General features: G+C 69.8%; 23 protein-coding genes and 1 pseudogene. 11 read left to right on the forward strand and 13 right to left on the reverse strand.

All coding sequences use genetic code 11. The annotated features are described in order from the left end of the window. Window positions 1-54: 54 nt before the first annotated feature. The 4 genes from ABEA07_RS26020 to ABEA07_RS26035 form a co-directional block, all read right to left on the reverse strand. Window positions 55-543, reverse strand: a complete 489-nt coding sequence (locus tag ABEA07_RS26020) for a copper chaperone PCu(A)C (RefSeq protein ID WP_345541541.1) — start codon at window positions 541-543, stop codon at window positions 55-57. A 28-nt stretch (window positions 544-571) separates the two neighbouring features. Continuing rightward, window positions 572-2,905 (reverse strand): TonB-dependent receptor, encoded by a 2,334-nt coding sequence (locus ABEA07_RS26025; protein ID WP_345541542.1) that lies wholly within the window; start codon window positions 2,903-2,905, stop codon window positions 572-574. Window positions 2,906-3,011: 106 nt separating this feature from the next. Then, window positions 3,012-3,365 (reverse strand): DUF2946 family protein, encoded by a 354-nt coding sequence (locus tag ABEA07_RS26030; protein ID WP_345541543.1) that lies wholly within the window; start codon window positions 3,363-3,365, stop codon window positions 3,012-3,014. Between the two features lie 10 nt (window positions 3,366-3,375). Next, complete coding sequence (locus ABEA07_RS26035) at window positions 3,376-4,383, reverse strand: TraB/GumN family protein (protein WP_345541545.1); 1,008 nt, start codon at window positions 4,381-4,383, stop codon at window positions 3,376-3,378. 121 nt (window positions 4,384-4,504) lie between these two features. Here ABEA07_RS26035 and ABEA07_RS26040 point away from each other — a divergent pair, with 121 nt between their 5' ends. Continuing rightward, a complete protein-coding gene (locus ABEA07_RS26040; protein ID WP_345541546.1) occupies window positions 4,505-5,668 on the forward strand; it encodes a toxin-antitoxin system YwqK family antitoxin in 1,164 nt (387 codons plus the stop codon). Window positions 5,669-5,781: 113 nt separating this feature from the next. Here the strand turns inward: ABEA07_RS26040 and ABEA07_RS26045 are convergent. The 3 genes and pseudogenes from ABEA07_RS26045 to ABEA07_RS26055 form a co-directional block, all read right to left on the reverse strand. Continuing rightward, a pseudogene (locus tag ABEA07_RS26045) lies at window positions 5,782-6,756 on the reverse strand (Bug family tripartite tricarboxylate transporter substrate binding protein). A gap of 42 nt (window positions 6,757-6,798) precedes the next feature. Then, window positions 6,799-7,011: a hypothetical protein gene (locus ABEA07_RS26050; RefSeq protein ID WP_345541547.1), complete on the reverse strand. Its 213-nt coding sequence runs from the start codon at window positions 7,009-7,011 to the stop codon at window positions 6,799-6,801. Continuing rightward, a complete protein-coding gene (locus tag ABEA07_RS26055; protein ID WP_345541548.1) occupies window positions 7,008-8,756 on the reverse strand; it encodes an FAD-dependent monooxygenase in 1,749 nt (582 codons plus the stop codon). Before ABEA07_RS26055 ends, ABEA07_RS26050 begins: the two co-directional genes overlap by 4 nt. Window positions 8,757-8,840: 84 nt before the next feature. Here ABEA07_RS26055 and ABEA07_RS26060 point away from each other — a divergent pair, with 84 nt between their 5' ends. Genes ABEA07_RS26060 through ABEA07_RS26070 form a run of 3 tightly spaced genes read left to right on the forward strand, consistent with a single transcriptional unit; the run spans window position 8,841 to window position 10,976 of the window. Continuing rightward, on the forward strand, window positions 8,841-9,617 hold the full coding sequence (locus ABEA07_RS26060) for a response regulator transcription factor (RefSeq protein WP_345541550.1): 777 nt from the start codon (window positions 8,841-8,843) through the stop codon (window positions 9,615-9,617). 15 nt (window positions 9,618-9,632) lie between these two features. Further along, window positions 9,633-10,244 carry a hypothetical protein gene (locus tag ABEA07_RS26065; RefSeq protein WP_345541551.1) on the forward strand — a complete coding sequence of 204 codons (612 nt, stop codon included), beginning with the start codon at window positions 9,633-9,635 and terminating at the stop codon, window positions 10,242-10,244. Between the two features lie 24 nt (window positions 10,245-10,268). After that, window positions 10,269-10,976, forward strand: a complete 708-nt coding sequence (locus ABEA07_RS26070; RefSeq protein WP_345541553.1) for a hypothetical protein — start codon at window positions 10,269-10,271, stop codon at window positions 10,974-10,976. 49 nt (window positions 10,977-11,025) lie between these two features. On the opposite strand, the gene ABEA07_RS26075 is transcribed toward ABEA07_RS26070, so the two are convergent. Next, complete coding sequence (locus ABEA07_RS26075; protein ID WP_345541554.1) at window positions 11,026-12,051, reverse strand: fumarylacetoacetate hydrolase family protein; 1,026 nt, start codon at window positions 12,049-12,051, stop codon at window positions 11,026-11,028. A 121-nt stretch (window positions 12,052-12,172) separates the two neighbouring features. Here ABEA07_RS26075 and ABEA07_RS26080 point away from each other — a divergent pair, with 121 nt between their 5' ends. Further along, window positions 12,173-13,300, forward strand: a complete 1,128-nt coding sequence (locus ABEA07_RS26080) for a DUF3108 domain-containing protein (RefSeq protein ID WP_345541555.1) — start codon at window positions 12,173-12,175, stop codon at window positions 13,298-13,300. A gap of 121 nt (window positions 13,301-13,421) precedes the next feature. Next, the gene (locus ABEA07_RS26085; RefSeq protein WP_345541557.1) at window positions 13,422-13,700 is read left to right on the forward strand and encodes a BTH_I0359 family protein; all 279 of its coding nucleotides are present in this window, start codon (window positions 13,422-13,424) and stop codon (window positions 13,698-13,700) included. Here ABEA07_RS26085 and ABEA07_RS26090 read toward each other — a convergent pair. Further along, on the reverse strand, window positions 13,697-14,770 hold the full coding sequence (locus ABEA07_RS26090) for an AbrB family transcriptional regulator (protein WP_425584174.1): 1,074 nt from the start codon (window positions 14,768-14,770) through the stop codon (window positions 13,697-13,699). The genes ABEA07_RS26085 and ABEA07_RS26090 overlap by 4 nt on opposite strands. A 62-nt stretch (window positions 14,771-14,832) precedes the next feature. Between ABEA07_RS26090 and ABEA07_RS26095 the strand changes: the two genes are divergently transcribed. Continuing rightward, entirely contained in the window at window positions 14,833-15,675 is an 843-nt protein-coding gene (locus ABEA07_RS26095) for a ChaN family lipoprotein (RefSeq protein ID WP_345541559.1), read from the forward strand. A 25-nt stretch (window positions 15,676-15,700) separates the two neighbouring features. On the opposite strand, the gene aptA is transcribed toward ABEA07_RS26095, so the two are convergent. Continuing rightward, on the reverse strand, window positions 15,701-17,035 hold the full coding sequence (aptA, locus tag ABEA07_RS26100; protein WP_345541560.1) for an omega-aminotransferase AptA: 1,335 nt from the start codon (window positions 17,033-17,035) through the stop codon (window positions 15,701-15,703). A 105-nt stretch (window positions 17,036-17,140) separates the two neighbouring features. On the opposite strand from aptA, the gene purU reads away from it, so the two are divergent. The 4 genes from purU to ABEA07_RS26120 are packed head-to-tail and all read left to right on the forward strand — an operon-like array spanning window position 17,141 to window position 20,612. After that, a complete protein-coding gene (gene purU / locus ABEA07_RS26105; RefSeq protein WP_345541561.1) occupies window positions 17,141-17,989 on the forward strand; it encodes a formyltetrahydrofolate deformylase in 849 nt (282 codons plus the stop codon). A 33-nt stretch (window positions 17,990-18,022) separates the two neighbouring features. Beyond that, entirely contained in the window at window positions 18,023-19,528 is a 1,506-nt protein-coding gene (locus ABEA07_RS26110) for an FAD-linked oxidase C-terminal domain-containing protein (protein ID WP_345541562.1), read from the forward strand. A gap of 1 nt (window position 19,529) precedes the next feature. Further along, complete coding sequence (locus ABEA07_RS26115) at window positions 19,530-19,880, forward strand: CidA/LrgA family protein (protein WP_345541563.1); 351 nt, start codon at window positions 19,530-19,532, stop codon at window positions 19,878-19,880. 6 nt (window positions 19,881-19,886) lie between these two features. After that, complete coding sequence (locus tag ABEA07_RS26120; protein WP_345541564.1) at window positions 19,887-20,612, forward strand: LrgB family protein; 726 nt, start codon at window positions 19,887-19,889, stop codon at window positions 20,610-20,612. Between the two features lie 58 nt (window positions 20,613-20,670). Here the strand turns inward: ABEA07_RS26120 and ABEA07_RS26125 are convergent, their stop codons facing one another. From ABEA07_RS26125 to ABEA07_RS26135, 3 genes are all read right to left on the reverse strand, one after another. Then, window positions 20,671-21,087: a thrombospondin type 3 repeat-containing protein gene (locus ABEA07_RS26125; protein WP_345541565.1), complete on the reverse strand. Its 417-nt coding sequence runs from the start codon at window positions 21,085-21,087 to the stop codon at window positions 20,671-20,673. A 120-nt stretch (window positions 21,088-21,207) separates the two neighbouring features. Continuing rightward, window positions 21,208-22,491, reverse strand: coding sequence for an SGNH/GDSL hydrolase family protein (locus ABEA07_RS26130; protein WP_345541567.1), 1,284 nt, complete (start codon window positions 22,489-22,491; stop codon window positions 21,208-21,210). A gap of 84 nt (window positions 22,492-22,575) precedes the next feature. Beyond that, window positions 22,576-25,878: a carboxyl transferase domain-containing protein gene (locus tag ABEA07_RS26135; protein WP_345541568.1), complete on the reverse strand. Its 3,303-nt coding sequence runs from the start codon at window positions 25,876-25,878 to the stop codon at window positions 22,576-22,578.

A 25,878-nucleotide genomic window follows, 5' to 3' on the forward strand; every position in this document is an offset into this window, starting at 1 on the left:
AACAGAGTTGTCGTGCGGCCAGCTTACTCCAAGCGCCGGGACTTGAGACCGCGCTCAGTGCTTGTGCATGTGCCCCGCCGGCGCCGGCGTGGCGCCGGCACGCACCGGCAACGTCAGGTCCAGCGAACTCTTCTGACCCTTCGCGTCCTCGAACTGCAGGGTCAGCGGCAAGGTGCTGCCGTTGGCCAGGGGCTTCTTCAGGTCCATCAGCATCAGGTGGTAGCCGCCGGGCTTGAGCTCGACGGTCTGGTGGGCGGGCAGTTCGAGGCTGTGGTCCAGCGCGCGCATGCGCATGGTGTCGCCCTCCATCTTCATCTCGTGGACCTCGGCCACGCCGGCCGCCGGTGTGGAGGCACCCACCAGGCGCGCGCCCGCGGGCGCCGTGAGCTTCATGAAGGCGCCGGTGCCGCTCTGGCCGGGGACGGTGGCACGGGCCCAGGCGTCGCGCACCTCGACGGGCGCGGGCCCCTGCGCCAGGGCGCTGCCGGCCGCGGCCAGGAGCAGGGAGAGGACGATGCGGCGGGAGAAAGGACGATGGTTCATGGCAGGGTTTCCGGGAAAGAAGTGTGGATCAAAGATCGAAACGCAGCTCCGCGCTGTACGTGCGTTGCGGGTAGGGGTGGAAGTTCCAGTATTTGTCGTTGTTGGCGTTGTCGATGCCGAAGGCGGCCGACCAGCGCTTGTCGATCTGGTAGCGCACGCGCAGGTCGACGGTGAAGTAGCGGCTGGCGCCAAAGTAAGCGTCGGCATGGACGTCGCTGTTGTCCAGGCTCGAATACTGGCGGCCGCTGTAGCGCGCGGCCACGGTGAAGGCCCAGCGCACATCGGGCTTGTAGCTCGCATAGACGGTGGCGCGCCAGCGCGGCACGCGCGGCTGCCACTTGCCCACGCTGGCGGGGAAGGCAGCGTTGGCCACGATCTTCGAATCGGCGTAGGTCAGGCTGCCCCCGAGGTCCAGGCCCCTGGCCAGCACATCCTGCCCGGTGTAGGCCAGCTCCAGGCCGGTGGTGCGCACCTTGTCGATGTTCTGCACGCGCGAGACCGTCGAGTTCGGGATCAACTGGCTGTAGAGCGCGTCGCGCGTCGTCTCGTGGAAGAGCGTGGCGCGCGCCAGTCCGTGTCCCAGGTCCTTCTCGGCCGAGAGCTCACCGGTCCATGATTTCTCGGGCTCGAGGGCCGGGTCGTTGATGAAGGACAGCGCGCCGCCCGAGGTGGCGCCATACAGCTCGCCCACGGTGGGAAAGCGCACCGCCCTGCCCAGCGAGGCCTTGAGCACGGTGTCCTGCGCGAGCTGGTACGCCAAGGCCGCCTTCGGCGAGAGATGGGACTCGCCGCGCGAGGCATAGGCCTGGCGGCTGCTCGCGGTGGCGGTGAAGCCCTCGCTGGCCTTCCAGTCCTCGTAGCGCAAGCCGAGCACGGCCTTCCAGCGCGGCGCGAAGGCCCAGCTGTCCTGCACCCAGGCATGCAGTGTCTGCGTGCGGCCGCCCACGTCGCTGACCGGCGACCCTGGCAGCGCCGGCCCGTCCAGCCAGTTGCCGAGAACGTTGTTCTTCGCGATGGCGAGCTTGTAGGCATCGCGGCCGATGCCGAAATCCACCACGTGCGCGCCACCCACGCCCTGGGGCCGCCAGGTGCCCTTGGCCGCCAGCGTGTTCCAGCCGGTGCCGTCCTGGTCCTGCAAGGTGCCGGTCCCGCCGACGGCGGCCAGCGGCAGTGCGACGGTCGGTGCGCGCTGGCGGTCCTTCGCGTAGTCGTAGAGGCTCGCGGCCAGCTCCCAGTCGAACTCGCCCTGGGTGTTGCTCTTGACCGAGAGGCCGTGCATGGAGTGCGTCTGCATGTCGTTCGTCAACCCGAATGCCGTCGGGGCGACCGTGTAGCCGCGCCCGGCGATGCCGACCGGCCCGCTGAAGACCGGCTGGCCGGCGGCATCGCGCAGGTAGCTCTCGGGCCGCCCCTCGGACGTGTTCTGCCACCAGCCCAGCGTATAGGTCGCGCGCAGCGTGGGCGAGAAGTCGTAGGCCAGCTTGAGCTTGGCATGGTCCTGCACCGTGCGATAGGCGCTCCCGGTGCCGAGGATGTACCAGGGCATGTTGGTGGTGTTGAGCCCCGGCACGAAACCGGCCACCGGCGTGCCGCCACGACCGGGGGCCTCGGGCACGCCCGAGGCCACGGTGGCGGTGGCGAAGGTCAGGGGCTGGCCGCGGCTGTCGGTACGGTTCAGATCGATCCACCAGGACCAGTCGCCGCTCTTGCTGCCCAGCGAAGCGCTGGTCTGCCAGCCGTCGATGCGGTCGCGCGAGTTGTACAGCGCGAAGGGCTGCGAGAAGTAGCCCGCCTTGACGTGGGCCTCCAGCTGGGTCGGCATGCGCGTCACGTAGTCGACCACCGCGCCGGCCGAATTGCCGGGGTAGGCCGCGGAAAAAGGGCCGTACATCACGTCCACCCGATCGATCTCCTCGGGCGTGACCAGGCCCCAGCGCGGGGCGTAGTTGGTGCCGTTGGCAATGCCGTTGCCCAGATAGTTGGACAGCAGGATGCCGTCGGCATAGACCGCCGAGCGCGCACTGTTGCCGGTGCCCGAGGCGCGGGTCGACAGGATGGCGTGGTTGTAGTCGCCGATGTAGCGCTTGCGCACCAGCAGGCTGGGCAGGTATTTGAGCGCGTCCTCGCTGTCGGTGGCGTTGATGCGGGTCTCGATCTCCTCGCGCGTCACGCCCTCGATGGTGGTGGGAATCTGCGTGGGCAGCGAGCTCGGCTGGCCGCCGGTGACTGTCACGATGCCCAGCGACTTGACGCGCTCGGGCACGGTGTCGGCGGGCGGGGATGCGGTCTGGGCCGCCGCGGGCGCGACCAGCCAGGGGAAAGCTGCGCCCAGGGCGAGCGACAACACGGTGTTCTTGTTCATGGAAAGCGCTCCTCGGCGCCGCAGGCGCCGGTGCATGACGAGGGGATCGAACGCAGGGCGCCCCCCCTACCCGGGTGCGCCTCGCGCTACGGACACGACGGCAGGCTCAGAGCGCGGGTGGGCCGCGCGCCGGCAGCGGCGCAGCGGTGGCCGCGGCGATGCGCGCGGCGGGGATGGGCTGGACCGCATGGCCCAGCGGGAGCGGATGCGGCAGGGCCTGCCTGACGGCTGGCGGCGGTGCGCCGGTCAGCAGGCACAGGGGACAGTCCAGGTGGCTCGCGCCGATCTCCTGGACACCGTCGTCGGTCTGCACCACCACCTTGATGGCGCCGGCGCTGGAACACACCAGCTCCAGCGCCTGTGGATTCACGACCGGCGAGGCGATCGCCGCGCCCAGCGACAGCACGAACCACAGCAGCACGAGGCGGCCGAGGTGGTGGGCGTGACGCAGGCAGGACATGGACGCGCGATTATCGGCGAGCCGCGTCGACCGGCCCCGTCGCCGGGACCACGGGGGTCACGCGGAAGCCGCGCGCCGCCATCAACGCCGGCAGCCCCTTCGGGCCGATCATGTGCAGCGCGCCGACCGCGCCGAACACCCGCTGCCCCGACGCATGCAAGCGCGCGATGCCCTCGGCCAGGCCGGGGTTGCGTTCGTCCAGCAGGCGCCGCAGCACACGCCGCTCGGCCGGCGTGCGCGCGCATTCGCACCAACGGGTGTAGCTGTCGAGCCGGGCCCAGTCGCTGCGCGCCCAGGCGTCCGCCAACTCGCCGGCCAGTGCGGCGGCCCGGCCCGACTCGAGTTCTTCGAGGGCCTGGTCGACCAGCTCGCCCTCCTCCGCCTCGGACTCGCCGGCCAGCATCCTGAGTTGCGCCGCCGCGCTTTCAAGGGCGACCACCGGCTTGCCGCGGGCGTGCGCGAAGGCCGAAAAGAAGACCTCGCTGCCGAAATCGCCGTACAGGCCCGAGCTGCGCGCGGCGAGCATGGCCAGCGTGGTCGCCTGGAGGATCGGCCGCACGGTGGCGAGCGCGCCTTCAGGCAGACAGGCCAGCGCCGCCTGCCGGGCCAGCCGGCGCTGGCGCTCCGGCGTGAGCAGGCGTTCGCGCAGGGCCGGGTCGGCGGGCGCGCTCAGGACGGCCACGGTGGCCGGGTCACGCAGATCGAGTTCCAGCGCCAGCGTGTCGCTGCGCGTCAGCGCGCGCATGACCCGCGGGCCCGGCAGCACCCATTCGGCTCTGCCCAGGTGCATGGTGCCGTAGAGCCAGGAGCTGCGGCCGTCCTTCTCGATGCGCCACAGCAACCCGTGGTCGGCCGCCGCGGCGACGGCGGCCGGCGACAGGTCCGGCGCGGGCGCGGGTGGCGGGCAGGCCGGCACGGAATCGACCTCGCCGGCCGACACGAGCGCCCCGGCACCGCCGCACAGGACGGCGAAGGCCAGCACGCGCAGGGGCCGCGCCCAGCACCGAGGAAGGGTCATGGTGTTGTATCCAGGGGTATCGAGAGCGCGGCCGCGCCGCTATGCTCTTCGGTTCGAAGCATATTTCACCTCGCCGCCGCCATGCGCGACCGGGGTAAGCCCCTTTCCCGACTGAATCGCCATGCCTGCTTTCCTGCGCCCGGCCGGATTGGCCACCGCGCTGCTCGTTCTCCATCCACTGGCCGCACTGGCCGTGCAGGACTGCGAGCTCAATGGCCAGCATGTGAACCCGGCCAACGGGAACACGACCGCCGGCAAGACCGGGATGATGCGATGCAAGGACCGAAGCAGCGGCGAGCTGGTGCGCGAACAGCAGATCCAGAACGGCGTCTTCACCGGCGTCGTGCGCTATTTCGAAAAGGGCAGGCTGGCGAAGGAACACAGCGTGAACGCGCGCGGCAACATCGAAGGCCTGGCACGCGAGTTCGCGCCCGCCACCGGCCGCGTGCTGCGCGAGGCGCGCTACGAGGACGGGCACGAGACCGGCCTCTCGCGCAGCTTCCACCCCAACGGACAGCTGCGCCGTGTGACCTTCTACGCCGAGCCGGGCGAGCGTGCCTACGCCGAGTTCACCGAGCGCGGCCAGCTGTCGGCGCTGCGCTGCGGCGACAAGCCGCTGCTCGCGCCCGTGGCCGACGACGCGACACTGTGCGGATTCGGCGGCCAAGCTTCGCAGGTCGAGCTCTTCGATGCCAAGGGCATTCTGCGCTCGCGGCTGAGCTACCTGGCCGGCAAGCGCGTGCGCAGCGAGGAGCTCTACGACAACGGCAAGCCCTCGTTGCAGGACGAAATCAACGGCAACCAGCGCATCGAGCGCCGCTGGTCCTCCGAGGGTGTGAAGCGCCGCGAGGTCGCCTACTTGCTGACGGAACGCGGCTCGGTCAAGCAGCGCGAGCAGGAGTACTCCGAGAAGGGCACGCTGGTGCGCGACCAGCGCTGGGGGCCGGGCGGCGAGCCCCTGTCGGATGAGAGCTACTACCTCAACGGGCAGCCGCGCAGCAAGGCGGTCTATGGCGAGGGCAACGAGGCGCGCACGGTGGAGATCACCGAGTTCCGCGACAACGGCCAGCGTGCCGCGCTGGGCCGCTTCCTGGTCGTGAGCCGCTTCCGCCAGATCCCGATCGGCACCCACCAGCGCTTCGGCGAGGGAGGCAAGCTGCGTGCCGAGTCCAGTTACGACGACAAGGGCCGGGTGATGCGCGAGCGCAGCTGGGATGCCGAGGGCAAGCTGGAGCGCGACGACGAAGTCTTCGAGGACGGTTCCCGCAAAGCCTACGCCAGGTAGGCCTTGCGCGCCCCGCCTGAGCGGGATGAGCGGGCGCGGCGGGTGTGGTCAGTCAAGGCTTCGCGAACACGCTCGCAGGAAGACGTCCGCGCGCAGTGACATGAGTGGCCATATCAATCCAGCTTGACACCGGCTGACTTGATGATCGGCCCCCAACGGCGGGACTCCGCGCGCGACAGCGCGGCGAATTGCTGCGGTGTGCCGGGCATGGCCTCCATGCCGAAATCGCCGAAGCGCTTTTGCACCGCGGGATGGCTGAAGGTCTTGTTGAGCTCGGCGTTCAGCCTGCTCACCACCGGTGCCGGCAGGCCGGCCGGGCCCAGGACCCCCTGGAAGGCGAACACCTCGGTGTTGGGCACGCCCACTTCTGCCAGCGTGGGCACGTCCGGCAGCAGCTTGGAGCGGGCCCCCGAGCCGATCGCCAGCACCCGCACCTTCTGCCCCTGCATGATCGGCAGGCCGGAGGCGAGGTCGAGGAACATGCAGGGCACCTGCCCGCCCATCACGTCCGCCATCGCCGGGGCCGCGCCGCGGTAGGGGATGTGGGTGATGAAAGTGCCGGTGCGGTTCTTGAACATCTCCATCGCCAGGTGGTGCGGCGATCCGTTGCCGGGCGAGGCGTAGTTCACCTTGCCGGGATTGGCCTTGACGTAAGCCAGGAAGTCCTTGAAGTTCTTCGCCGGAAAGTCCGGATGCACCACCAGCGCCAGCGGGAACTTGCCGATCGCGCCGATGTAGCTGAAATCCTTCTCGGGGTTGAAGGGCAGCTTGCTGAACAGTTATTCGTTGAAGGCCAGCACCGCGTTGTCGGCCGACATGATGGTGTAGCCGTCGGGCCTGGACTTGGCGACCAGGTCGGCGCCGATGTTGGTCGAGGCGCCCGGCCGGTTGTCGATCACGATCTGCTGGCCCAATCCCTGGCGCATGGCCTCGGCCAGCGTGCGCGCGATCACGTCCGTGCCGCCGCCGGCCGGATAGGGCACCACCCACTTGATGAGCTGGTCGGGGTAGTTCTGCGCGCGCACCAGCGGGGCGGCGCCGGTGGCAGCGGTGGCGGCAAGGGCAGTGAGCAGGGTTCTGCGGTCCATGGGAACAAGTCTCCGGTTCTCGGTGTGAGCGTTCAAAAGGAATCACGCCGCCGCTGCGGACAGCGAGGGCGTCGGCAGGTCGCGCAACGCTTCGGCCAGCGCGGCCCGGCAACGCGCTTCGTCGCCGAGCTGCTCGAACAGCAACAGGGCCAGACGCGCGAGGAAGAGCGATTCTCGCTCGGTACCGGCTTCGCTGATGGCCCGGGCGCATTCGGCATAGAGCCGGTCGCGTGCTTCGAGGCTGAGGGTGTTCATGCGTTCTCCTTCACGATCGATGCCGAGGCGCGCGCCAGGGCCTGCGTCAGCGCACCGGGCGGCGGCCTTCGCCAGCGCGCCGCCACGTGGCCGTCCGGACGCAGCAGGTACACCGCGCCTTCCTGCGCACCCATGGCCTCGAGTACCGGGGCGTTTTGCGCGGCGCGCGGCAGGCGATGCACCGCCGCCTCCAACGGCCCCGTCTGCGCGGCCGCCAGTTCGGCCTCGAAGGCGGCATCGGGACCCTCGATGCCGAGCACCAGCACCGTGAAGCGCGGGCCGATCCAATCAGTGAGGTGCAGCCCGTCGCCCAGCGGGTGCTCGGGCACGGTCTCGCCGGGCCGCGGCCCCGAAGGCAGCGGATCGCTCGGGCTGGACAGCGGCGAATCGTCGTAGCGGACGGCCTGCGTCTGGCGCGGGTTGATCAGGTTCGCGATGCCGCGGTGCGCGCCCGACAGCGACAGCGCCGCCTCGCGCAGCAGGTCGAAACCGCGCGAGGGCGGCGACATGAACTCGGTGCTGCGCATGGCGCTCTCGGCATTGATGTGAAAGGCGGCGATGCGCTCCTGCGAATAAGTGTCGAGCAGCGCGGCGCCGGACAGGCCGCGCGTCACCAGCGCCAGCTTCCAGGCGAGGTTGTCGGCATCGTCGAAGCCCGAGTTGAGGCCGCGCACGCCGAAGATGGGCATGGCATGCGCCGCATTGCCGGCGAACAGCACGCGGCCATGGCGGTAGCTTGAGAGCGTCATCGCGCCGGCGCGGTAGACCGAGGTCCAGACCGTGTTCCAGGGCAGATGGCCTTCGCCGATGGCGTCGAGATGGCGCTGCACGAACTCGGCCACGGCTTCGGGCTTCAACGCCTCCTCGGTGCTCTGCCCGGCGCGCAGCTGGTAGTCGATGCGCCAGATGTCGTCCGGCTGACGGTGCATCAGCACGGTCGAGCCCGGGTTCCACGGCGGATCGAACCACGCCCGCCGCTCCGTCGGATACGCGCTGTGCAGTTCGATGTCGATGATCACGTAGCGGCCTTCGTAGCCCGTGCCTTCGAGGTTCAGGCCCAGCGACTTGCGCACGAAGCTCTGGCCGCCGTCGCAGCCGACCAGCCAGGCCGCCGCGAGCGTGTAGGCACCCAGTGCATTGCGCGCCTGCAGGGTCAGGCCTTCGTCGTCCTGCTCGAAGCCGATCAGCTCGGTGCCCCAGCGGATGTCGATCAGCCCCGGCTCGGCGGCATTGCGCCGCGTGATCTCGTCCAGCAGGTACTGCTCGATGTAGTACTGCTCGAGGTTGATCATCGGCGGCAGTTTCTGCAGCGCGTCGTGCGGCATCTCGAAGCGGAACACCTCCTCGGTCTTGTAGAAGCTGCGGCCCCCGGTCCAGGCCAGCCCCTTGTCGAGGAAGGCCGGCAGCGCGCCCAGGCGCTCGACGATCTCCAGGCTGCGGCGCGAGATGCAGGCCGCGCGGCTGCCGACGCAGACGGTGTCGTCGGCCTCCAGGATCACGCTGCGCACACCGTGGTTGGCCAGCCCCAGCGCCAGCGCCATGCCGACCGGGCCGCCGCCGGCGATCACCACCGGATGGCGCCCGGCTTCGATACCGTTCGCGAGCTTCGGCAGCCGGGGTGCGAAGCGGGTGTAGTGGAAGGCGCCGACCGGCGGCGGCAGGCCATCGGCCTCGGGCGGCAGCGGGCCGGTGGCGGCGTCGCCGGGTCGGGCGGTAGGCGCGGGCGTGACAACAGCGGTGTTCATGCGACGGGATTGTCCGGATGACGCCGCGTCGCAGTTGTCGTAACTTCTTACGACGTACTTACCCTGGTATCACGTGAGATTCCCATGAGACGCTGGCCCCTGCGCCCGATCGATCGCCCCCTGGCCTCCCCGGTGGTGAGCGGCGTGCTGGCCGGCATCGGCACGCCGCACCTGGCCGCCAGCTACCTCGGCGCCCTGCAAAAGGTGCTGCCCGTGACCTTCTGTACCGTGTTCGCCGTCAGCGCCAACGGCCGGATCGAGACGGTCTCGGCCGCCAGCAACTACGGCAGCACCGCCGAGCGCACCGCCGAGCGCTACGTCGCGCAGCGCTTCGACCGGATGGACCCCAACATGGTCTGGCTGGCCAAGCGCAAACTGCCGCGCCGCCCCCAGTTGTGGCTGGGCCACCAGCTTGCCGACGAGGTGGCCGACCCGGACTACCGCGCGGCCTGCTATGGCGACGTCGGCATCCGCGAACGCGCCTCGGTCCTGCTCCTGTCGCCCGCCGGCCAGCGCACGGCGGTGAGTTTCTACCGCAGCCTGGCACAGCCCGAATTCGGCGACATGGACTTCGCGCTGCTGGAGGCCCATGCCACGCTGCTGGCCGACGCCACGCTGGCACATGGACGCGGCGCGATGGCAGCGCGCGAAGCGGGCGAGCCGAACCTGGGCAGCCGCCTGCTGGCCCTGAGCCCGCGCGAGCGCGAGGTGATCGGTCATCTGATGGCCGGCAGGACGGCCAAAGAGGCGGCGCGTGAGATCGGCATCGAGCTCACGACGGTGAGAACCCACCAGTACCGGGCATTCCGACGGCTCGGGATCCGGAGCCTGAAGGAGTTGTTGCGCAGCGGCCCGGGTTGAACGCTCGATCGGCTGTTGCCCTTCTCATGGCATGCCTTGGGTTCGTCGCAGCGCACCGCGGAATTTCTGTTCCTGATCTGTTACTCAGATTTCGCCAAAACTCGCGGAATCAACTTGAACCATCATCACCCGGAGCCCTCGGATGCCGAGACTGCCAGCATCGTCGCGACGCTGACTCGCGAACTGCGCAGCATCGTTGACCACAGCGACAAACCCGAGAAGAAAGGGGGCACGCCGATCGATCGCGATCCCGCGAAGCTCCTTGCCATCGGCGAAGCCCTTTGCCACGCCGGCGACTTCCGCAATGCGCTGCCCATTGCCTTGTACCTCGTCTCGAATCCAAACATGCCATCGCGACACGCCTTTTTGGCTGCCAGTTGCCTGCAGCGGCTGGGGCGGCCAGAACTCGCCGTCCGCCTGTTCGGCTTGTGCACACTGCTCGAAGGTGAAGCGCCCACGCCAGCGCCGCTGCTTCGCGCGGGCGAATGCCTCGCGGCCGTCGGGCAGACCGAGGAAGCCGTGCAGATGCTGGACTTCGCCATCGAGATCGCTCGCCAGAACGCGGGGCACGCCGCCATTCAGTCGCTTGCTCAAGCCAAGTTGGACGCACTTCGCGCCGTCCACTGACCATCAATCATTTGCCAAGACGTCATGACACCTGTTTCTCCTCGGGCACCCGAACTCAATGCCCACACTGCCGCCTCCACCGGGACCTGCCATTCAACGCAAACAAATGTCTCTGCCTTGCCCCCAGAAACGGCAGCAGAAACCTGGGACTTTGCCATGACCAATCCTCTTGCAGAAGATCGCACTATCGCGCGGATCCCCGAGGATCAGGCAACGCAGACTGGATGCCTGACCTCCGTGCGAAACACAGCAAGCATCTATGTCGGTGGATGGAAGCTTTGGCAGAAGGCAGCGGCCTTGTCAGGCATCGCTGCCGGATTCGTAGGCATCACGGTCGCGACCCTCTACAGCAAGGGCTACTTCGACCCCGACAATGCCCCACAGGCACACACGCGAATGACGAATTACATCAAAGGATGCTTGGAACAAGCGGGCATCACGAACATCGATCCTTCGCAACTCGCATCTGATGTTCTCGGCTTCATCAAAGCCAATTGGCAAGGGGTGGACGTCGAGAAGAAGTACGCCACCACGCCGGATTGGGAGCACCAGGTGCCATGCCCCGATCCCGACACCTACTATGGCCATTTCCCGGATACGCAGACGAGCGTCTTCGTCGACGCTGTGAATGACGTCTTGCTCACCTCGCTCGCAGCTATTGCGCGGCCTGCACAAATTCTGCTGTTTGCTTCCCTGTTGATCGGGGCGCTGAACAACTTGCCGCCGATGTGATCGCTCGAATCGCAGTGATCCCGGTACACGTCTTGCCGACATCGGTCTTTCACAGACATCCATTTTCCGCCCCGGGCGCCACCACCTCCTGATCGATCGCCCCGAAGATCGACTGCCCGTCCCTGCCCTTCATCTCGATCCGGATGGTGTCACCGTACTTCATGAACTCGGTGGAGGGCTTGCCGTCCTGGATGGTCTCGATGCAGCGCTTCTCGGCAATGCAGCTGTAGCCCTTGGGCCATTCCATGCGGCCGTTCCGCTCGACGCCCTTGTTGCTGACCGTGCCGCTGCCCACGATGCTGCCGGCGCGCACGTTGCGCGTCCTGGCGATGTGCGCGATGAGCTGGCCGAAGTGGAAACTCATCTCCTCACCGGCATCGCACATCCCGACCTTGCGGCCGTTCCAGGTGCTCTGCAGCGTGAGGTGCACGCGGCCGCCCTGCCAGGCGTCGCCCAGCTCGTCAGGGGTGACGGCCACCGGGCTGAACGCGGTGGCCGGCTTGCTCTGGAAGAAGCCGAAGCCCTTGGCCAGCTCGGCCGGGATCAGGTTGCGCAGGCTCACGTCGTTGGCCAGCATCAGCAGGCGGATGCCGTCCAGCGCCTGCTCGGGCGTGGCGCCCATCTTCACGTCGCCCGTGACGACGGCGATCTCGGCCTCGAAGTCGATGCCGAATGCTTCGCTGGGCACCACGATGCGGCTGCAAGGGCCGATGAAGTCGTCGCTGCCGCCCTGGTACATCAGCGGGTCGGTGTAGAAGCTCTCGGGCACCTCGGCGTTGCGCGCCTTGCGCACCAGCTCCACGTGGTTGAGGTAGGCCGAGCCGTCGGCCCACTGGTAAGCGCGCGGCAAGGGCGCCATGCACTGGGCGGGATCGAAGGGGAAGGCGTGGCGCGCGCGGCCGGCATTGAGCTGGTCCGACAGGTCCTGTAGCTGCGGGCTGATGAAGCCCCAGTCGTCGAGCGCCTGCTGCAGGCGGTGGGCGATGCCGGTGGCGTAATGGGCACTTGCGAGGTCGCGCGAGACGACGACCAATTGGCCATCGCGCGAGCCGTCATGGAGGGTGGCGAGTTTCATGGGAGAAAGAGGGACGACGAAGGCGCGGAATGCGGGCCCCGCATCGCACTGCCCTAAACTGGTTGGACGGCGGCAGTGTACCGAGCTGAACCTTGGCAGCGGCCTCCGGTCCCACTCCTCGATGCGCCTGCGCCGCCCTGCCTCCCCCGTCTCGCCTGACATGCCCGGTGTGCCCTGGCGCACGCTGGCGCTGCTGGCAGCCGCAGTGCTGCTCGCCCACCTGGCATTGCTGGCCCTGGCCCCCACGGGGGCGGGACCGCATCCCTCGCCCGTGGCCGCCAAGTTCAGCACGCGAACGATCGTTCTCGCGCCGCCGGCCCCGGCCCCGGAGCCGCCCCCGCCGGTCGCCGCCAAGCCGCCCACGCCCAGGCTCGTGCGACCGCGGCCACCCGCGCCCGCGCCCCGCGCACCCAGTCCACCGGTCGCGGAAAGCCCGGCTCCCGACACCCCGGTGCCCGCCGAAGCCCCCGCCCCGGCAGAGCCTGCCACCGCCGAAGCGGCGCTCGGCCCGGGCGCTGGCGATCCGACAGGCGTGGCCCCGTCACCTTCCGGCGGGGCCGGCATCGGGACCGCCGGCGGCGCCGCCGAGGCGCCGGCGCCCATCCAGGTGCCGGGCCCTGTGCAGCTTGCCTTCGCGGTGACCGGCCAGCTCGGCGCGGCGCCCATGCAGGGGGTGTTCGGCAAGCTGGTCTGGCAGCAGGACGGACAGCAATACGACGCCCAGCTTTCGCTGACGTTCCTCTTCAAGACCATCCGCAGCCAGCACAGCAGCGGCAACATCGGGCCGGGCGGCATCGAGCCGGTGCGCTTCTCGGACAAGCGCCGCAGCGAAGTCGCCTCGCATTTCATGCGCGACCAGGGCCAGATCGTCTTCAGCAACAACGCGCCGAGCGTGCCGCTACTGCCGGGCGCGCAGGACCGGCTGAGCGTCATCATGCAACTGGGTGCCCTGCTGGCGGGTGACCCGGCGCGCTATCCACCCGGGTCCGCCTTTGCCATCCAGACCGCGGGGCCGCGCGATGCCGACCTCTGGATCTTCAAGGTGGATGAGAACGAGCACCTGAGCCTGCCCGCCGGGGAATTCGAGGCCCGCAAGCTCACCCGCAACCCGCGCAAGCCCTTCGACGACAAGGTGGAACTCTGGATCGCCCCGGCGCTCGGATACCTGCCGGTGCGCATCCGCCAGACCCAGTCCAACGGCGACTTCGCCGATTTCCAGTTGCGCGACGCGCAGGGCGCGCGCCCCTGAGCCGCAGGAGTGCACAAAAACTCACGGCCCGTGCCTACAAAACAACAGCTCTTCTTGAAACTGGCGTGTTGATGGCTATCTAAACAAGATGAAGGCCATCGACTCACGCACTGGACCCGCCATGCAAATGCTTTACGACTCCGACTCCTTTGTCGTCGTGCACGTGCAACCGACCGAGGACGACCAGCCGCTGGCGCCCAACGTGCCCGCCCTGGCCCGCCACGGCTTCGAGATCGTGGACAAGCGCTCCGGCAAGGAGGTCTACCTCGACGGTTCCTGGGCGGAGCTGTTCCAGCAACAGATCGCTGCCTGGCAACTCAACACGCCGACGCAGGAAGAGGTCGAGGACACCCTCGAAGGCTACGCCGAACTCGCCCACACCCCCGTGCTGGTCCACTAAGCCGGGGGCTTTTTCTCGTACAGCCAGCCGTACATCGGCCCGACGATCAGCAGGACCGCCACCAGCCGGCACACCTGGAAGGCCGTCACCACGGGCACCCCGAGCTGAAGCACCTTCGCGGTGATCGCCATCTCGGCGATGCCGCCGGGCGAGGTGCCGAGCAGCAGCGTGGCGGGATGCAGCCCGGTCGCCCAGGCCAGCAGCCAGGCGAACGCGGCGCAGACCACGATCATCCCCACCGTTCCCCCGGCCACCGCCGCCAGCCAGCGCGGCGCCGTGTGCAGGAACTCCCGGCTGAAGCGCACCCCCAGGCTGACGGCAATCACGAGTTGGGCCGCATTGGACACCCAGGCCGGCACCGCCGACAGCGGGTGTCCGGCCACGGTGAAGCCCAAGGACACGACCAGCGGCCCGATGAACCAAGGGTTGGTGCGCCCGGCCAATCGCATCGCCAGCCCGCCGGCGCCCGTCGCCAGCACCAGCAAGGCCAGGCCGCCCCAGCGCACGTCCCGCGGCCCGGCCGCATGGATCTCCAGGCCGTGCAGCCCGCTCCATTGCATGGCGAAGGGAATGAGCACCGTCACCACCACCAGCCGCACGCTGTGGGCGGCCGCCACCAGATCGGTGCGTGCGCCCACCCGCTCGGCCAGCAGCGTCATCTCCGACGCCCCGCCGATCGCGCCGGAGAAGTAAGTCGTGGCTTTCATGGAGCGGACCGGGATATGCGGCATCCTCGCAGCGTGCGCGCCGTAGAGCCAGCGCCCGAACAGCCAGCCCAGGCCGAGCGCCCAGGCGATCGCGAGCACGATGGCCCACCAGAGACCGGCCACCAGCCCCACCATCTCCGACGTGAAATACAGCCCGAGCGCCGTCCCGATCGCCCATTGCCCGGCGTTGCGCAAAGGGGTGTAGCTGGCGGTCGGCGCTCCGGCGATGGAGGCCAGGGAGACCGCCAGCAACGGCCCGATCATCCAGGGCAGGGGCGTGTGCAATGCCAGACAGGCGAGCGCAGCCAGGAGCGCGAGCAACAGGGTGGCAAGGATGCGCAGGGTCAAGCGGGACGGGGGCACGGACAAGCGGAAGAGGCGACGGAGGGCTGCCGGTCGCGGCCGCCGTCGCTTAGTATGGCTCGATGCCCCGACGCCCTCCCCGGCTGCACGCCGGCCTGTCCCTCTCTCTGATGCTGGCCCTGCTCGCAGGCTGCGCCGGGTTCGCGCCCATGGGAGCGGACACGCCGATCCCCCGCCGCGTCCTGTCCCTGCTGCCGGCCGACGCCTTGCTGCTGGGCGAGCAGCACGATGCGGCCGAGCACCAGGACATCGAGCGGCAGGCGGTCGAGACCCTGGCCGCGCGCGGCCGCCTGGCGGCGCTGGCGATCGAGATGGCGGAGGAAGGCCACAGCACCGTCCTCATGGACCCCGCCTCGACCGAGGCCCAGGTGCAGGAGGCCCTGGGCTGGAACGACAAAGCCTGGCCCTGGGCGGCCTATGGCCCGGCCGTGATGGCCGCGGTGCGCGCCGGCGTGCCGGTGCTGGGCGCCAACCTCCCGCGCGCACGCATGCGGGACGCGATGGCCGACGTGTCCCTGGACGCGCAGCTCGGCGCCGAAGCGCACAAGGCCCAGCAGGAGGCCGTGCGCAGCGGGCACTGCGACCTGCTGCCCGAGTCGCAGATCAGGCCCATGACGCGCATCCAGATCGCACGCGACCGTGCCATGGCTCAGACCATCCTCCAGGCGCGCGTGCCGGGCAAGACGGTGGTGCTGCTCAGCGGCGCCGGCCACAGCGCCAAGGGCCTGGGCGTGCCGCAGCACCTGCCCAGCGATCTGGCGGTCAAGACGGTGCAGCTGCAGGCCGGCGCCCCGTCGGGCGCGCCGCGCGAGCCGGGGGCCTTCGACGCCGTGTGGCAGACGCCTGCGCTGCCCGAGAAGGACTATTGCGCGGCGCTGCGCGCGCAGGCCGAGCCCAAACGCTGAAGAACGGGAACGCCGACGCCCTGGTTCAGGCGTGCCTGCGGATCGAATCCGCCAGCGTGCCGACCAGCGTCTCGATGTGCGACTTCTCCACCACGTAGGGCGGCGCGATCACGATCACGTCCCCCGCCGGGCGCACCAGCGCACCCTTGTGGAAGCAGTCGAGGAAGATGTCGTAGGCCCGCTTGCCCGGCGCGCCCGCAATGGGTGCGAACTCCACCGCCGCGGCCAGCCCCAGGCTGCGGATGCTGACCACGTTGGGCAGGCCCTTGAAGGTGGCGTGGAAGGCATCGCCCAGCACCGGGGCCATCTCGCCAGCGCGCGCGAACAGCTTTTCCTTCGCGAACAGGTCCAGCGTCGCGATCGCCGCCGCGCAGGCCACCGGGTGGCCCGAGTAGGTGTAGCCATGGAAGAACTCCACGACGTGCTCGGGCGCCGAGGTGTTCATCATCGCGTCATAGAGCTTGTCGCGGCAGATCACGCCGCCCAGCGGGATCACGCCGTTGGTCACGCACTTGGCGAAGTTGAGCATGTCGGGCACCACGCCGTAGAAGTCGGACGCGAAGTTCGTGCCCATGCGGCCGAAGCCGGTGATCACCTCGTCGAAGATCAGCAGGATGCCGTGCTTGTCGCAGATCTCGCGCAGCTTCTGCAGGTAGCCCTGGGGCGGCACGTACCAGCCGGCCGAGCCGGCCACCGGCTCGACGATGATCGCCGCCACGTTGCTCGGGTCGTGCAGCGGCAGGATGCGCTGCTCGAGCTCGGCCAGCGGGTCTTCGGCCCACACCGGCTCCTGGTTGTGGATGTAGGCATGGTTCACCGGGTCGTGGATGAAGCGCATATGGTCCACGCGCGGAAGGAAGGCCGAGCCGAACACCTTGCGATTGCCCGGAATGCCGCCCACCGACATGCCGCCGAAGCCCACGCCGTGGTAGCCCTTCTCGCGGCCGATGAAGACGTTGCGGTGCCCCTCGCCGCGCGCCCGGTGGTAGGCCAGCGCCACCTTCAGCGAGGTGTCGGCCGCCTCACTGCCGGAGTTGCAGAAGAGCACCTTGTTGAGGTCGCCGGGCGCCATCGCCGCGATCATCTCCGCCGCACGGAAAGCCTTGTCGTTGCTGACCTGGAAGGCGGTGGCGTAGTCCAGCGTGTCCAGCTGCGCCTTGATGGCCTCGTTGATGGGCTGGCGGTTGTGCCCCGCGCCCACGCACCACAGCGAGGAGATCCCGTCGATCACCTTGCGTCCGTCGTGCGTGGTGAACTCCATGCCGTCGGCCGCCACGAAGACCCGCGGGTCCTTGCGGAAGTGCCGGTTGGGGGTGAAGGGCAGCCACTGGTTGTCCATGCGGAAGTCGTTGTAGGCCATGCTGTTCGCTCCTGCCGGTTGGCGCTGAGGGAATGGGCATTTTGGCACCGGCTGCGCCAGGGGCCTATTCACGCTGTTTCCGGGGCTGCGACAATCCTGCCCCTTATGAGCTGCGCCTACATCCTCACCCTGTCCTGCCCCGACCGCACCGGCATCGTCCACGCGGTCTCGGGCTTCCTGCTCGAACGCGGCGGCAACATCGAAGAAGCGGCCCAGTACAACGACCACGGCACCGGCTTGTTCTTCATGCGCGTGCGCTTCGCCTGCGGCGAGCAGTCCGAGGCCACGCTGCGCGAACAGATCGCCGGGCTGGCCCAGAGCTTCGGCATGCACTGGAAGTTGCACGTGGCCGCCGAGCCGATGAAAACCGTGATCCTGGTCAGCAAGGAAGGCCATTGCCTCAACGACCTGCTGTTCCGCTGGAAGAGCGGCCTGCTCGCCATCGACGTGCGCGCCATCATCTCGAACCACCGCGACTTCTACCAGCTCGCCGCCAGCTACAACGTGCCCTTCCACCACATCCCCGTGAGCGCCGCCACCAAGGCCCAGGCCGAGGCGAAGCAGCTGGAGATCATCGAGGCCGAGGGTGCCGAGCTGGTGGTGCTGGCGCGCTACATGCAGATCCTCAGCAACGAGCTGTGCACCCAGCTCGCGGGCCGCGCGATCAACATCCACCATTCCTTCCTGCCCAGCTTCAAGGGCGCCAAGCCCTACTACCAGGCGCACGACCGCGGCGTGAAGCTGATCGGCGCCACCGCGCACTACGTGACGGCCGACCTCGACGAGGGCCCCATCATCGAACAGGACGTGGAGCGCGCCGACCACACCGACACGGTGGAGGACCTCACCGCCCGCGGCCGCGACACCGAGACGCAGGTGCTGGCGCGTGCCGTGAAGTGGCACAGCGAGCACCGCGTGCTGCTCAACGGCCACCGCACGGTGGTCTTCAAGTAGGGCGCCGACAATCACCGCCACCGACACCGAACCATGAACGCACCCGACACCCCGAACCCCAAAGCGCGGCGCCGGGCCGCAAAGCGCCAGTCGCAGGTGGTGCGCGCGTTGCAGGCCTGCCTGCCCGCGCATGCGCTGCTCTGGCAACCCGAGGACACGACGCCCTACGAGTGCGACGGCCTCACGGCCTACCGGCAGCGTCCGCTCGCGGTCGCGCTGCCGGAGACCGAAGAGCAGGTCGCCGCTGTGCTCAAGGCCTGCCACCGGCTCGGCGTTCCGGTGGTCGCGCGCGGTGCCGGCACCGGGCTGTCGGGCGGCGCCATGCCGCATGCCGAGGGCGTGACGCTGTCGCTGGCCAAGTTCAACCGCATCCTCGAAATCGATCCGATCGGCCGCACGGCGCTCGTGCAATGCGGCGTGCGCAACCTCGCCATCAGCGAGGCGGCCGCGCCCTTCAACCTCTACTACGCGCCCGACCCCTCCAGCCAGATCGCCTGCACCATCGGCGGCAACGTGGCCGAGAACTCCGGCGGCGTGCACTGCCTCAAGTACGGCCTGACGCTGCACAACGTGCTGCGCGTGCGCGGCTTCACCGCCGAGGGCGAGCGGGTGGAATTCGGCAGCGAGGCGCTGGACTGCGCGGGCCTGGACCTGCTGTCCCTGGTGGTGGGCAGCGAGGGCATGCTGGCCGTGACCACCGAGGTCACCGTGAAGCTGGTGCCCCGGCCACAGCTGGCGCGCTGCATCATGGCCAGCTTCGACGACGTGCGCAAGGCCGGCGACGCGGTGGCCGCGGTGATCGCGGAGGGCATCATCCCCGCCGGGCTGGAGATGATGGACAAGCCCATGACCGCCGCGGTCGAGGACTTCGTGCATGCCGGCTACGACCTCGAGGCCGCGGCCATCCTGCTGTGCGAATCCGACGGCACGCCGGAAGAAGTGGAAGAGGAAATCGGACTCATGAGCGCCGTGCTCCGCAGTGCCGGCGCCACCGCCATCTCCGTCAGCACCAGCGAGGAGGAGCGGCTGCGCTTCTGGAGCGGCCGCAAGAACGCCTTCCCCGCCTCCGGCCGCATCAGCCCCGACTACATGTGCCTGGACTCGACCATCCCGCGCAAGCGCCTGGCCGACATCCTGCTCGCCATCCAGGAGATGGAGAAGAAGTACGGCCTGCGCTGCTGCAACGTCTTCCACGCCGGCGACGGCAACCTGCACCCGCTGGTGCTCTTCGACGCCAACGACCCCGACGAGCTGCACCGCTGCGAGCTGTTCGGCGCCGACATCCTGGAGACCAGCGTCGCCATGGGCGGCACCGTCTCGGGCGAGCACGGCGTGGGGGTCGAGAAGCTCAACAGCATGTGCGTGCAGTTCACCGCCGAGGAGAACGAGCAGATGTTCGGCGTGAAGCGCGCCTTCGATCCGGCCGGCCTGCTCAATCCGGGCAAAGCCATTCCCACGCTGCAGCGCTGCGCCGAGTACGGCAAGCAGGTGTTCCGCGCGGGGCAACCCATACCTCACGGCGAGCTGCCACGCTTCTGACATGCAGGGACTGCGCGGTCTCGCCTGGCTTCTGGTGCTGCAGTCGATCGGCGAAGTGCTGTCGCGCGGGCTGTCGCTGCCGCTGCCGGGGCCCGTGCTCGGCCTCGTCCTGCTGCTGGCCGCGCTCAACTTCGACATCGTGCGCGAGCCGGTGGCCGAATGCGCGGGCTTCCTGCTGTCGCACCTGTCGCTGCTCTTCGTCCCGGTGGGCGTCGGCGTGATGACGCACCTGGCGCTGCTGGCCCAGTACGGCGGCCGCATGCTCTTCGTGATCGCGATCTCGACCTGGATCGGCCTGGCGGTGACGGCCACGGTCCTCTACTGGCCGGACCGCGGAAGGTCGCAGGACTGAGACGCCATGCCGCGCTTCGTCGAACTCTGGATCTACCTCTCGGCCACACCGCTCTTCGGCCTCACGGCCACGCTGGTGGTGTACCTGCTGGCCAATGCCGCCTACGTCCGCCTGGGCAGCGCGCCCTGGGCCAACCCGGTGCTCTGGTCGGTGATCGCGCTGGCCGCCGGGCTGCTCGCCACCGGCGTCGACTACCCGACCTACTTCGCCGGCGCGCAGTTCATCCACTTCCTGCTGGGGCCGGCGGTGGTCGCCCTGGCCTGGCCCCTGTGGCAACGGCGTGCGGAGCTGAAAGCGCGCTTCGGCCGCGTGCTGCTGGCGGCCCTGCTGGGCGGCATCGCGGCGGCCGCCTCGGCGGTCGCGCTGGGCTGGGCCGTGGGTCTGCCGCACGAGGTGGTGCTCTCGCTGGCGCCCAAGTCGGTGACCGCGCCGGTGGCGATGGGCATCTCCGAGAAGATCGGCGGCATCCCGGCGCTGTCGGCGGTCTTCGCCGTGCTCACCGGCATGATCGGCGCGCTCTCGGGCAAGTACCTGTTCGATGCGCTGGGCATCGGCGCCGATGCGCCCGGCTACGCAGCGCGGGGCTTCGCGCTGGGCACCGCCGCCCACGGCATCGGCGCGGCGCGCGCACTGCACGTGAACGCGGACGCAGGGGCCTATGCGGGGCTGGCGCTGGGCCTTCAGGTGGTGCTGGCGGCGCTGCTGATGCCGCTGGTCTTCCGCCTCTTCTGAGCGACGGAACAAAAAAGCCCGCCGGGCAGGGCGGGCTTCGTTCACCGGGCTCGGCTCGTCAGCTTCTGTTGGGATTGTTCGGCCGGTTGTCGTAACGGTTCGGCACGCCGTCGCCGTCACGATCGCGGTCCATGCGGTTCGGCACACCGTCGCGGTCACGGTCCCAGCGGCCGCGGTTGTATTCCCAGCGTCCGTCACGCTCGCGCCATTCCGGCGCGCGATAGGCATAGCCCGGCCGCGCCCGCACCCAATGGCCGGCGACCCAGACATGGCGGCCGCTGCGCCATTCCCAGTGGCCCGGCGCCCAGGCATAGCCGCGCCGCGGCGGGGGTACGCGCTCGGAGCGCGGCGGAGGCGGCGGCGTCTTGATGATGACGGCCGGCTGGGCCTGGGCCGTCGTGGGCAGGGTCACGGCCGCGCCCAGGGACAGCAGGGAGGCAGCGCCGACGGCAAGGGAGATCGCGAGTTTTTTCATGGGTATGCACCTCATGAGTTGTTGGAGGAGCCTTCATCCTCCGCGCGCCGTGTGAAGCCGTTGTAAGCCTCGTCTGAAGTGTTTTGTAAAGCCGTGTCGCTTTTTGTTGCAGCCGCGGCGCTATTCCTGCAGCTCCCGCAGGTCGATCGCGTCGGCCATGGCCGCATAGCCGGCGGGGCCGGGATGCAGGTGGTCGCCGCTGTCGCAGGCGGGCTTCATGGCCGCCGGGTCGGCGGGGTCGCGCAGGGCGCGGTCGAAATCCACGATGCCGTCCACGCCCTGCTGGCCGCGGATCCATCGGTTCAGCGCCTGCCGCCGCTGTTCCTTCTCTTCGCTCCAGTAGGCCGCGCCCTTGAAGGGGGTGATGGTGCCGAGCAGCACCTTCACGCCCTGCCCGCGCGCCTGATCGACCAGTTGCTGCAAGCCGGCCGCCAGTTGCTCGGCGCTGGCCGCGCGGAACGCCGGCGACAGCGCCTGGATCGGCTCCGGCAGGCTGATCCCGATGTCGTTGATGCCGATCAGCACGATCACGTGCGTCACGCCGCTCTGGCCCAGCGCATCGCGCCGGAAGCGGTCCAGCGCGCGCGGACCGGTGCCGTCCAGCAGCAGCCGGTTGCCGCCGATGCCGGCGTTGATCACCGCGAACCCGCCGTCGCCGCCCCCCAGCTGGCGCAGGCGCACGGCCAGGCGGTCCGGATAGCTGTCCTGCGACACATCGGCCGCGCCCTGGGTGATCGAATCGCCGAAGGCCACGATCACCCGCGGCACGGTGCGGGCGGCGACGTCCAGCCCGGTGACGACGTGACTGAAGGGCGAGGGCATCGCGCCGGGCCAGCTCGCACGCATCACGGCAGGACCCGACACGCTCACCGTACTCGCCATCACATGCCGCGTCGCGAACGGCGTGCCCGCCTGCACCTGGTAGCTCACCGCCACCGATTGCCCGGGCGCCACCGCCAGCCGCGTGGCGTCGCTCCAGGCCTCCTGTCCCGGCGGGACGGTCAGCAGGGCACGGCCGCCGAAGCGCAGGCGCTCCAGGCTCCCGGGCGAGACGGCATCCGCGCCGGTGCTCAGCCCCACGCTGGCCTCCAGGACGTGCAAGGGCTGCCGGCCGAACAGATTGGAGAAACGGATGCGCACCTGCGTCCCGCCGAGCGTGGACACCATGCGCTGGCGCAGGCTCTCGCTGCCGAAACGGCGCGGTTCGACCGGCGGCGCGGGCAAGCCCGGAAAAAGGGGCGCCGGCCGGTAGTCCAGCGGCGCGCCGGCCCAGCTCGCGGCCCAATGCACCTGTGCGGCGTGCTTCGGCTGCGCCTGTGCCCGATGCAAAAGGCCCGCCAGCAGGCCCAGGCCCGCGCCCTGCGCGAACCCTGCAAGGGCGAAGCGTCGTCGTGAATGGTCCATGCGGGCCCCGGCGCAAAGCGGCCCAGTGTACGGAAGCCGCCTTCGGCCCGCAGCGCGCGGGGCTTGGTGCGGCCCCTGACAGTCCTACCAGGTGTCCACGTAAGGCGCCGGCGCACGCTGTGCCGCCGAGGCCGAGGCCAGCCCGCGCACCAGCCAGGCACGCGTCTCGGCCGGGTCGATCACCGCGTCGATCTCCAGCGTCTGCGCCATGTGGATCGCCTCGCCGTTCGCGTATTGCTGCGCCACCAGCCGGCGAAACAGGGCGTCGCGCTCGGCGCCCTCGGCCACCGCCTCCAGCTCCTTGCGAAAGCCCAGCCGTACCGCCCCCTCCAGCCCCATCGCGCCGAATTCGCCGGTGGGCCACGCGACGGTGAAGACCGGCGCGTCGAAGCCGCCGGCCGTCATCGCCTGCGCGCCCAGGCCATAGCCCTTGCGCAGCACCACCGCGAAGTAGGGCACGCGCAGGTGCGAGGCCACCATGAACATGCGGCATACGTGGCGCACCTGCGCCTGCGCCTCGATGTCGGGGCCGACCATGAAGCCCGGTGTGTCGCACAAGGCCACCAGCGGCAGCCCGTGCGCGTTGCACAGCTGCATGAAGCGCGCCGCCTTGTCGGCCGCCTCCACGTCGATCGCGCCGCCGAGGTGGTGCGGATTGTTCGCGAGCAAGCCGACCGGCTGGCCTTCGATGCGCGCCAGCGCGGTCACGATGCCGGCGCCGAAGCCGGCGCGCAGTTCGAGCAGCGAGCCGGTGTCCGCCACGCCGCGCATGGCGGCACGCATGTCGTAGACGCGCAGGCGGTTCTCGGGCACCGCGTGGCGCAGCACGCGCGGATCGGCGCACTGCCAATCGCCTGTCGCGCCCTGGAAGTACGAGAGGTACTGCTTCGCCGCGGCCACCGCCTCGGCTTCGTCTTTCACCAGGATGTCGATCACGCCGTTGCGCGACTGCACGCTGCTCGGCCCGATCTGCTCCGGCGCGAAGCTGCCAAGGCCGCCGCCCTCGATCATCGCGGGCCCGCTCATGCCGATGTTGCTGGCCTCGGTGGCGATGATCACGTCGGCACACCCCAGCAGCGCCGCGTTGCCCGCGAAGCAGCGGCCGTGCACGATGCCCACCACCGGCACCTTGCCGGAGAGCGCGGCGAACTGGCTGAAGGTGTGGTTGTTGAGACCGGCCACGATCGGCATGTCGGTGTCGCCCGGCCGTCCCCCACCTCCCTCGGCGAACAGCACCACCGGCAAACCGAGCCGGTGCGCGATGCCCAGCATGCGGTCGGTCTTCTGGTGGTTGCGCAGGCCCTGCGTACCGGCCAGCACGGTGTAGTCGTAGGCCATCACCACGCAGCGCGACTTCTCGGACCCGAACTGGCTGGCGTTGATGCTGCCGATGCCCGTCACCATGCCGTCGGCCGGCGTGTTGGCGATCAGGTCCTCCAGCGCGCGGCGGCGGGTCTGCGCGGCGATGGCCAGCGCGCCGTACTCGGTGAAGTTGCCAGGGTCCGCGGCCAGGTCGCACAGGTCCGCGATGTTGGCGCGCGCAGTGCGGCCGCCCTGCGCCTGGCGCTTCGCGACCGCGGCGGCGCGGTTCGCATCGAGCGTGAAGGCGTGGCGGTCGATCACCTTCTGGAGGTCGGAGCGGATCGCGTCGAGGTCCTGCTCGGCCTGGGCCTCGGCCCGCACGGCCTGGGCATCCACCGGCTCCAGGCGCAGGAGGGATTGGCCCGCGACCAGGTAGTCGCCCGGCGCGCCCAGCAGCGCCACCACGCGGCCCGCCACGGGCGCATGCAGCACGTGCTCCATCTTCATGGCCTCGAGCACGCCCAGTTGCGCGCCGGCCGGCAGCACCTCGCCCACCTCGACCTCGAACTGCACCAGGCGTGCCGGCATGGGCGCCCGCACCACCAGACCGCCGTCGTCGGGCTGCTCGACCGGCGCCGGCTTCCCGCGGGCGGCAGGCGGATGCGCCGCGCGTTCGGCCGTCGCGTCGATGCGGGAAGCCGCCGCCAGCAGGTCGGACAACTGGGCCTCGACGAAGCGCGTGTGCAGCGCCTGCGACGCGAACTCGGGGCGCTCGCCGATCGCGCGCAGCAGGCCGAGGTTGGTCGGGATGCCTTCGATGCGGCATTCCTCCAACGCACGCTGCGAGCGCCGCAAGACGTCTTCGAAGCGCGGCGAAGCGGCATGCACGATCAGCTTGGCCAGCAGCGTGTCGTAGTGCGGCGAAGGCGCGAGCCCGGCGTAGCCCTGGGTGTCGACGCGCACGCCGGGGCCGGCCGGGAGCTCGAAGCGCGACAGCACGCCGCCGGCCGGGCGCGCCTGCCCCTGCGCGTCCAGCGTCTCGGCGTTGATGCGCCATTGCACCGCGAAGCCGCGCTGCGGCGCGCTGCGGTCGGCCTCGATGCCCAGCTCGGCCAGGCTCTGCCCGGCCGCCACGCCGATCTGCAGCTGCACCAGGTCGAGGCCGGTGACCGCCTCGGTCACGGTGTGCTCCACCTGCAGCCGCGGGTTGGCCTCGATGAAGACGAAGGGCAGGCGCGCGGCCTCCTCGTCCACCAGGAATTCGAAGGTGCCGAGCCCCTGGTACCCCACCGCCTTCGCCATGCGCAGCGCGGCCTGCGTCAGGCGCTCGCGCAGCGCCGGCGGCAACGTGGGGCTGGGCGCGATCTCGACCAGCTTCTGGAAGCGCCGCTGCAGCGTGCATTCGCGATCGCCCAGGCTGGCGACCTCGCGGCCGTCGCCCAGCACCTGGATCTCGACATGGCGGGCGCGCCGCATCAGGCGCTCGACATACACGCCCTCCACGCCGAAGGCCGCCTTGGCCTCGGACGTGCAGCGCGCATGCGCCTCGGGCAGCTCCTCGGCCTTCAGCACCGCGCGCATGCCGCGGCCCCCGCCGCCGCCGAGGGCCTTCACCATGACGCCTCCACCATCGGCCTGCTGCGCGGCGAAGAAAGCCTGCGCCTGCGCCAGCGTCACCGCGCCCTCGCTGCCCGGCATCACCGGCACGTCGCATTGCTGCGCGAGGGCCCGCGCCCGCGCCTTGTCGCCGAACAGCGCGAGCTGCTCCGGAGTCGGCCCGATGAAGCACAAGCCCGCGTCGGCGCAGGCCTGCGCGAAATCGGCCCGCTCGCTGAGGAAGCCATAGCCGGGATGCACCGCATCGCAGCCCTGCGCACGCGCCACCGCGATCAGGGCATCGCCATCGAGATAGGCCGCGGGACCCGTCGCGGCCAGCGGCACGGCGGTGTCGGCCATGCGCACGTGCAAGGCCTGCGCATCGTCCTTCGCGTGAACGGCCACGCTGCCGATGCCCAGGTCGCGCAGCGCACGCACCAACCGGACAGCGATCTCGCCGCGGTTGGCAATCAGGATCTTCTTGAACAT

This window comes from Variovorax defluvii (genome assembly GCF_039541515.1).
Lineage (GTDB): Bacteria > Pseudomonadota > Gammaproteobacteria > Burkholderiales > Burkholderiaceae_C > Variovorax > Variovorax defluvii.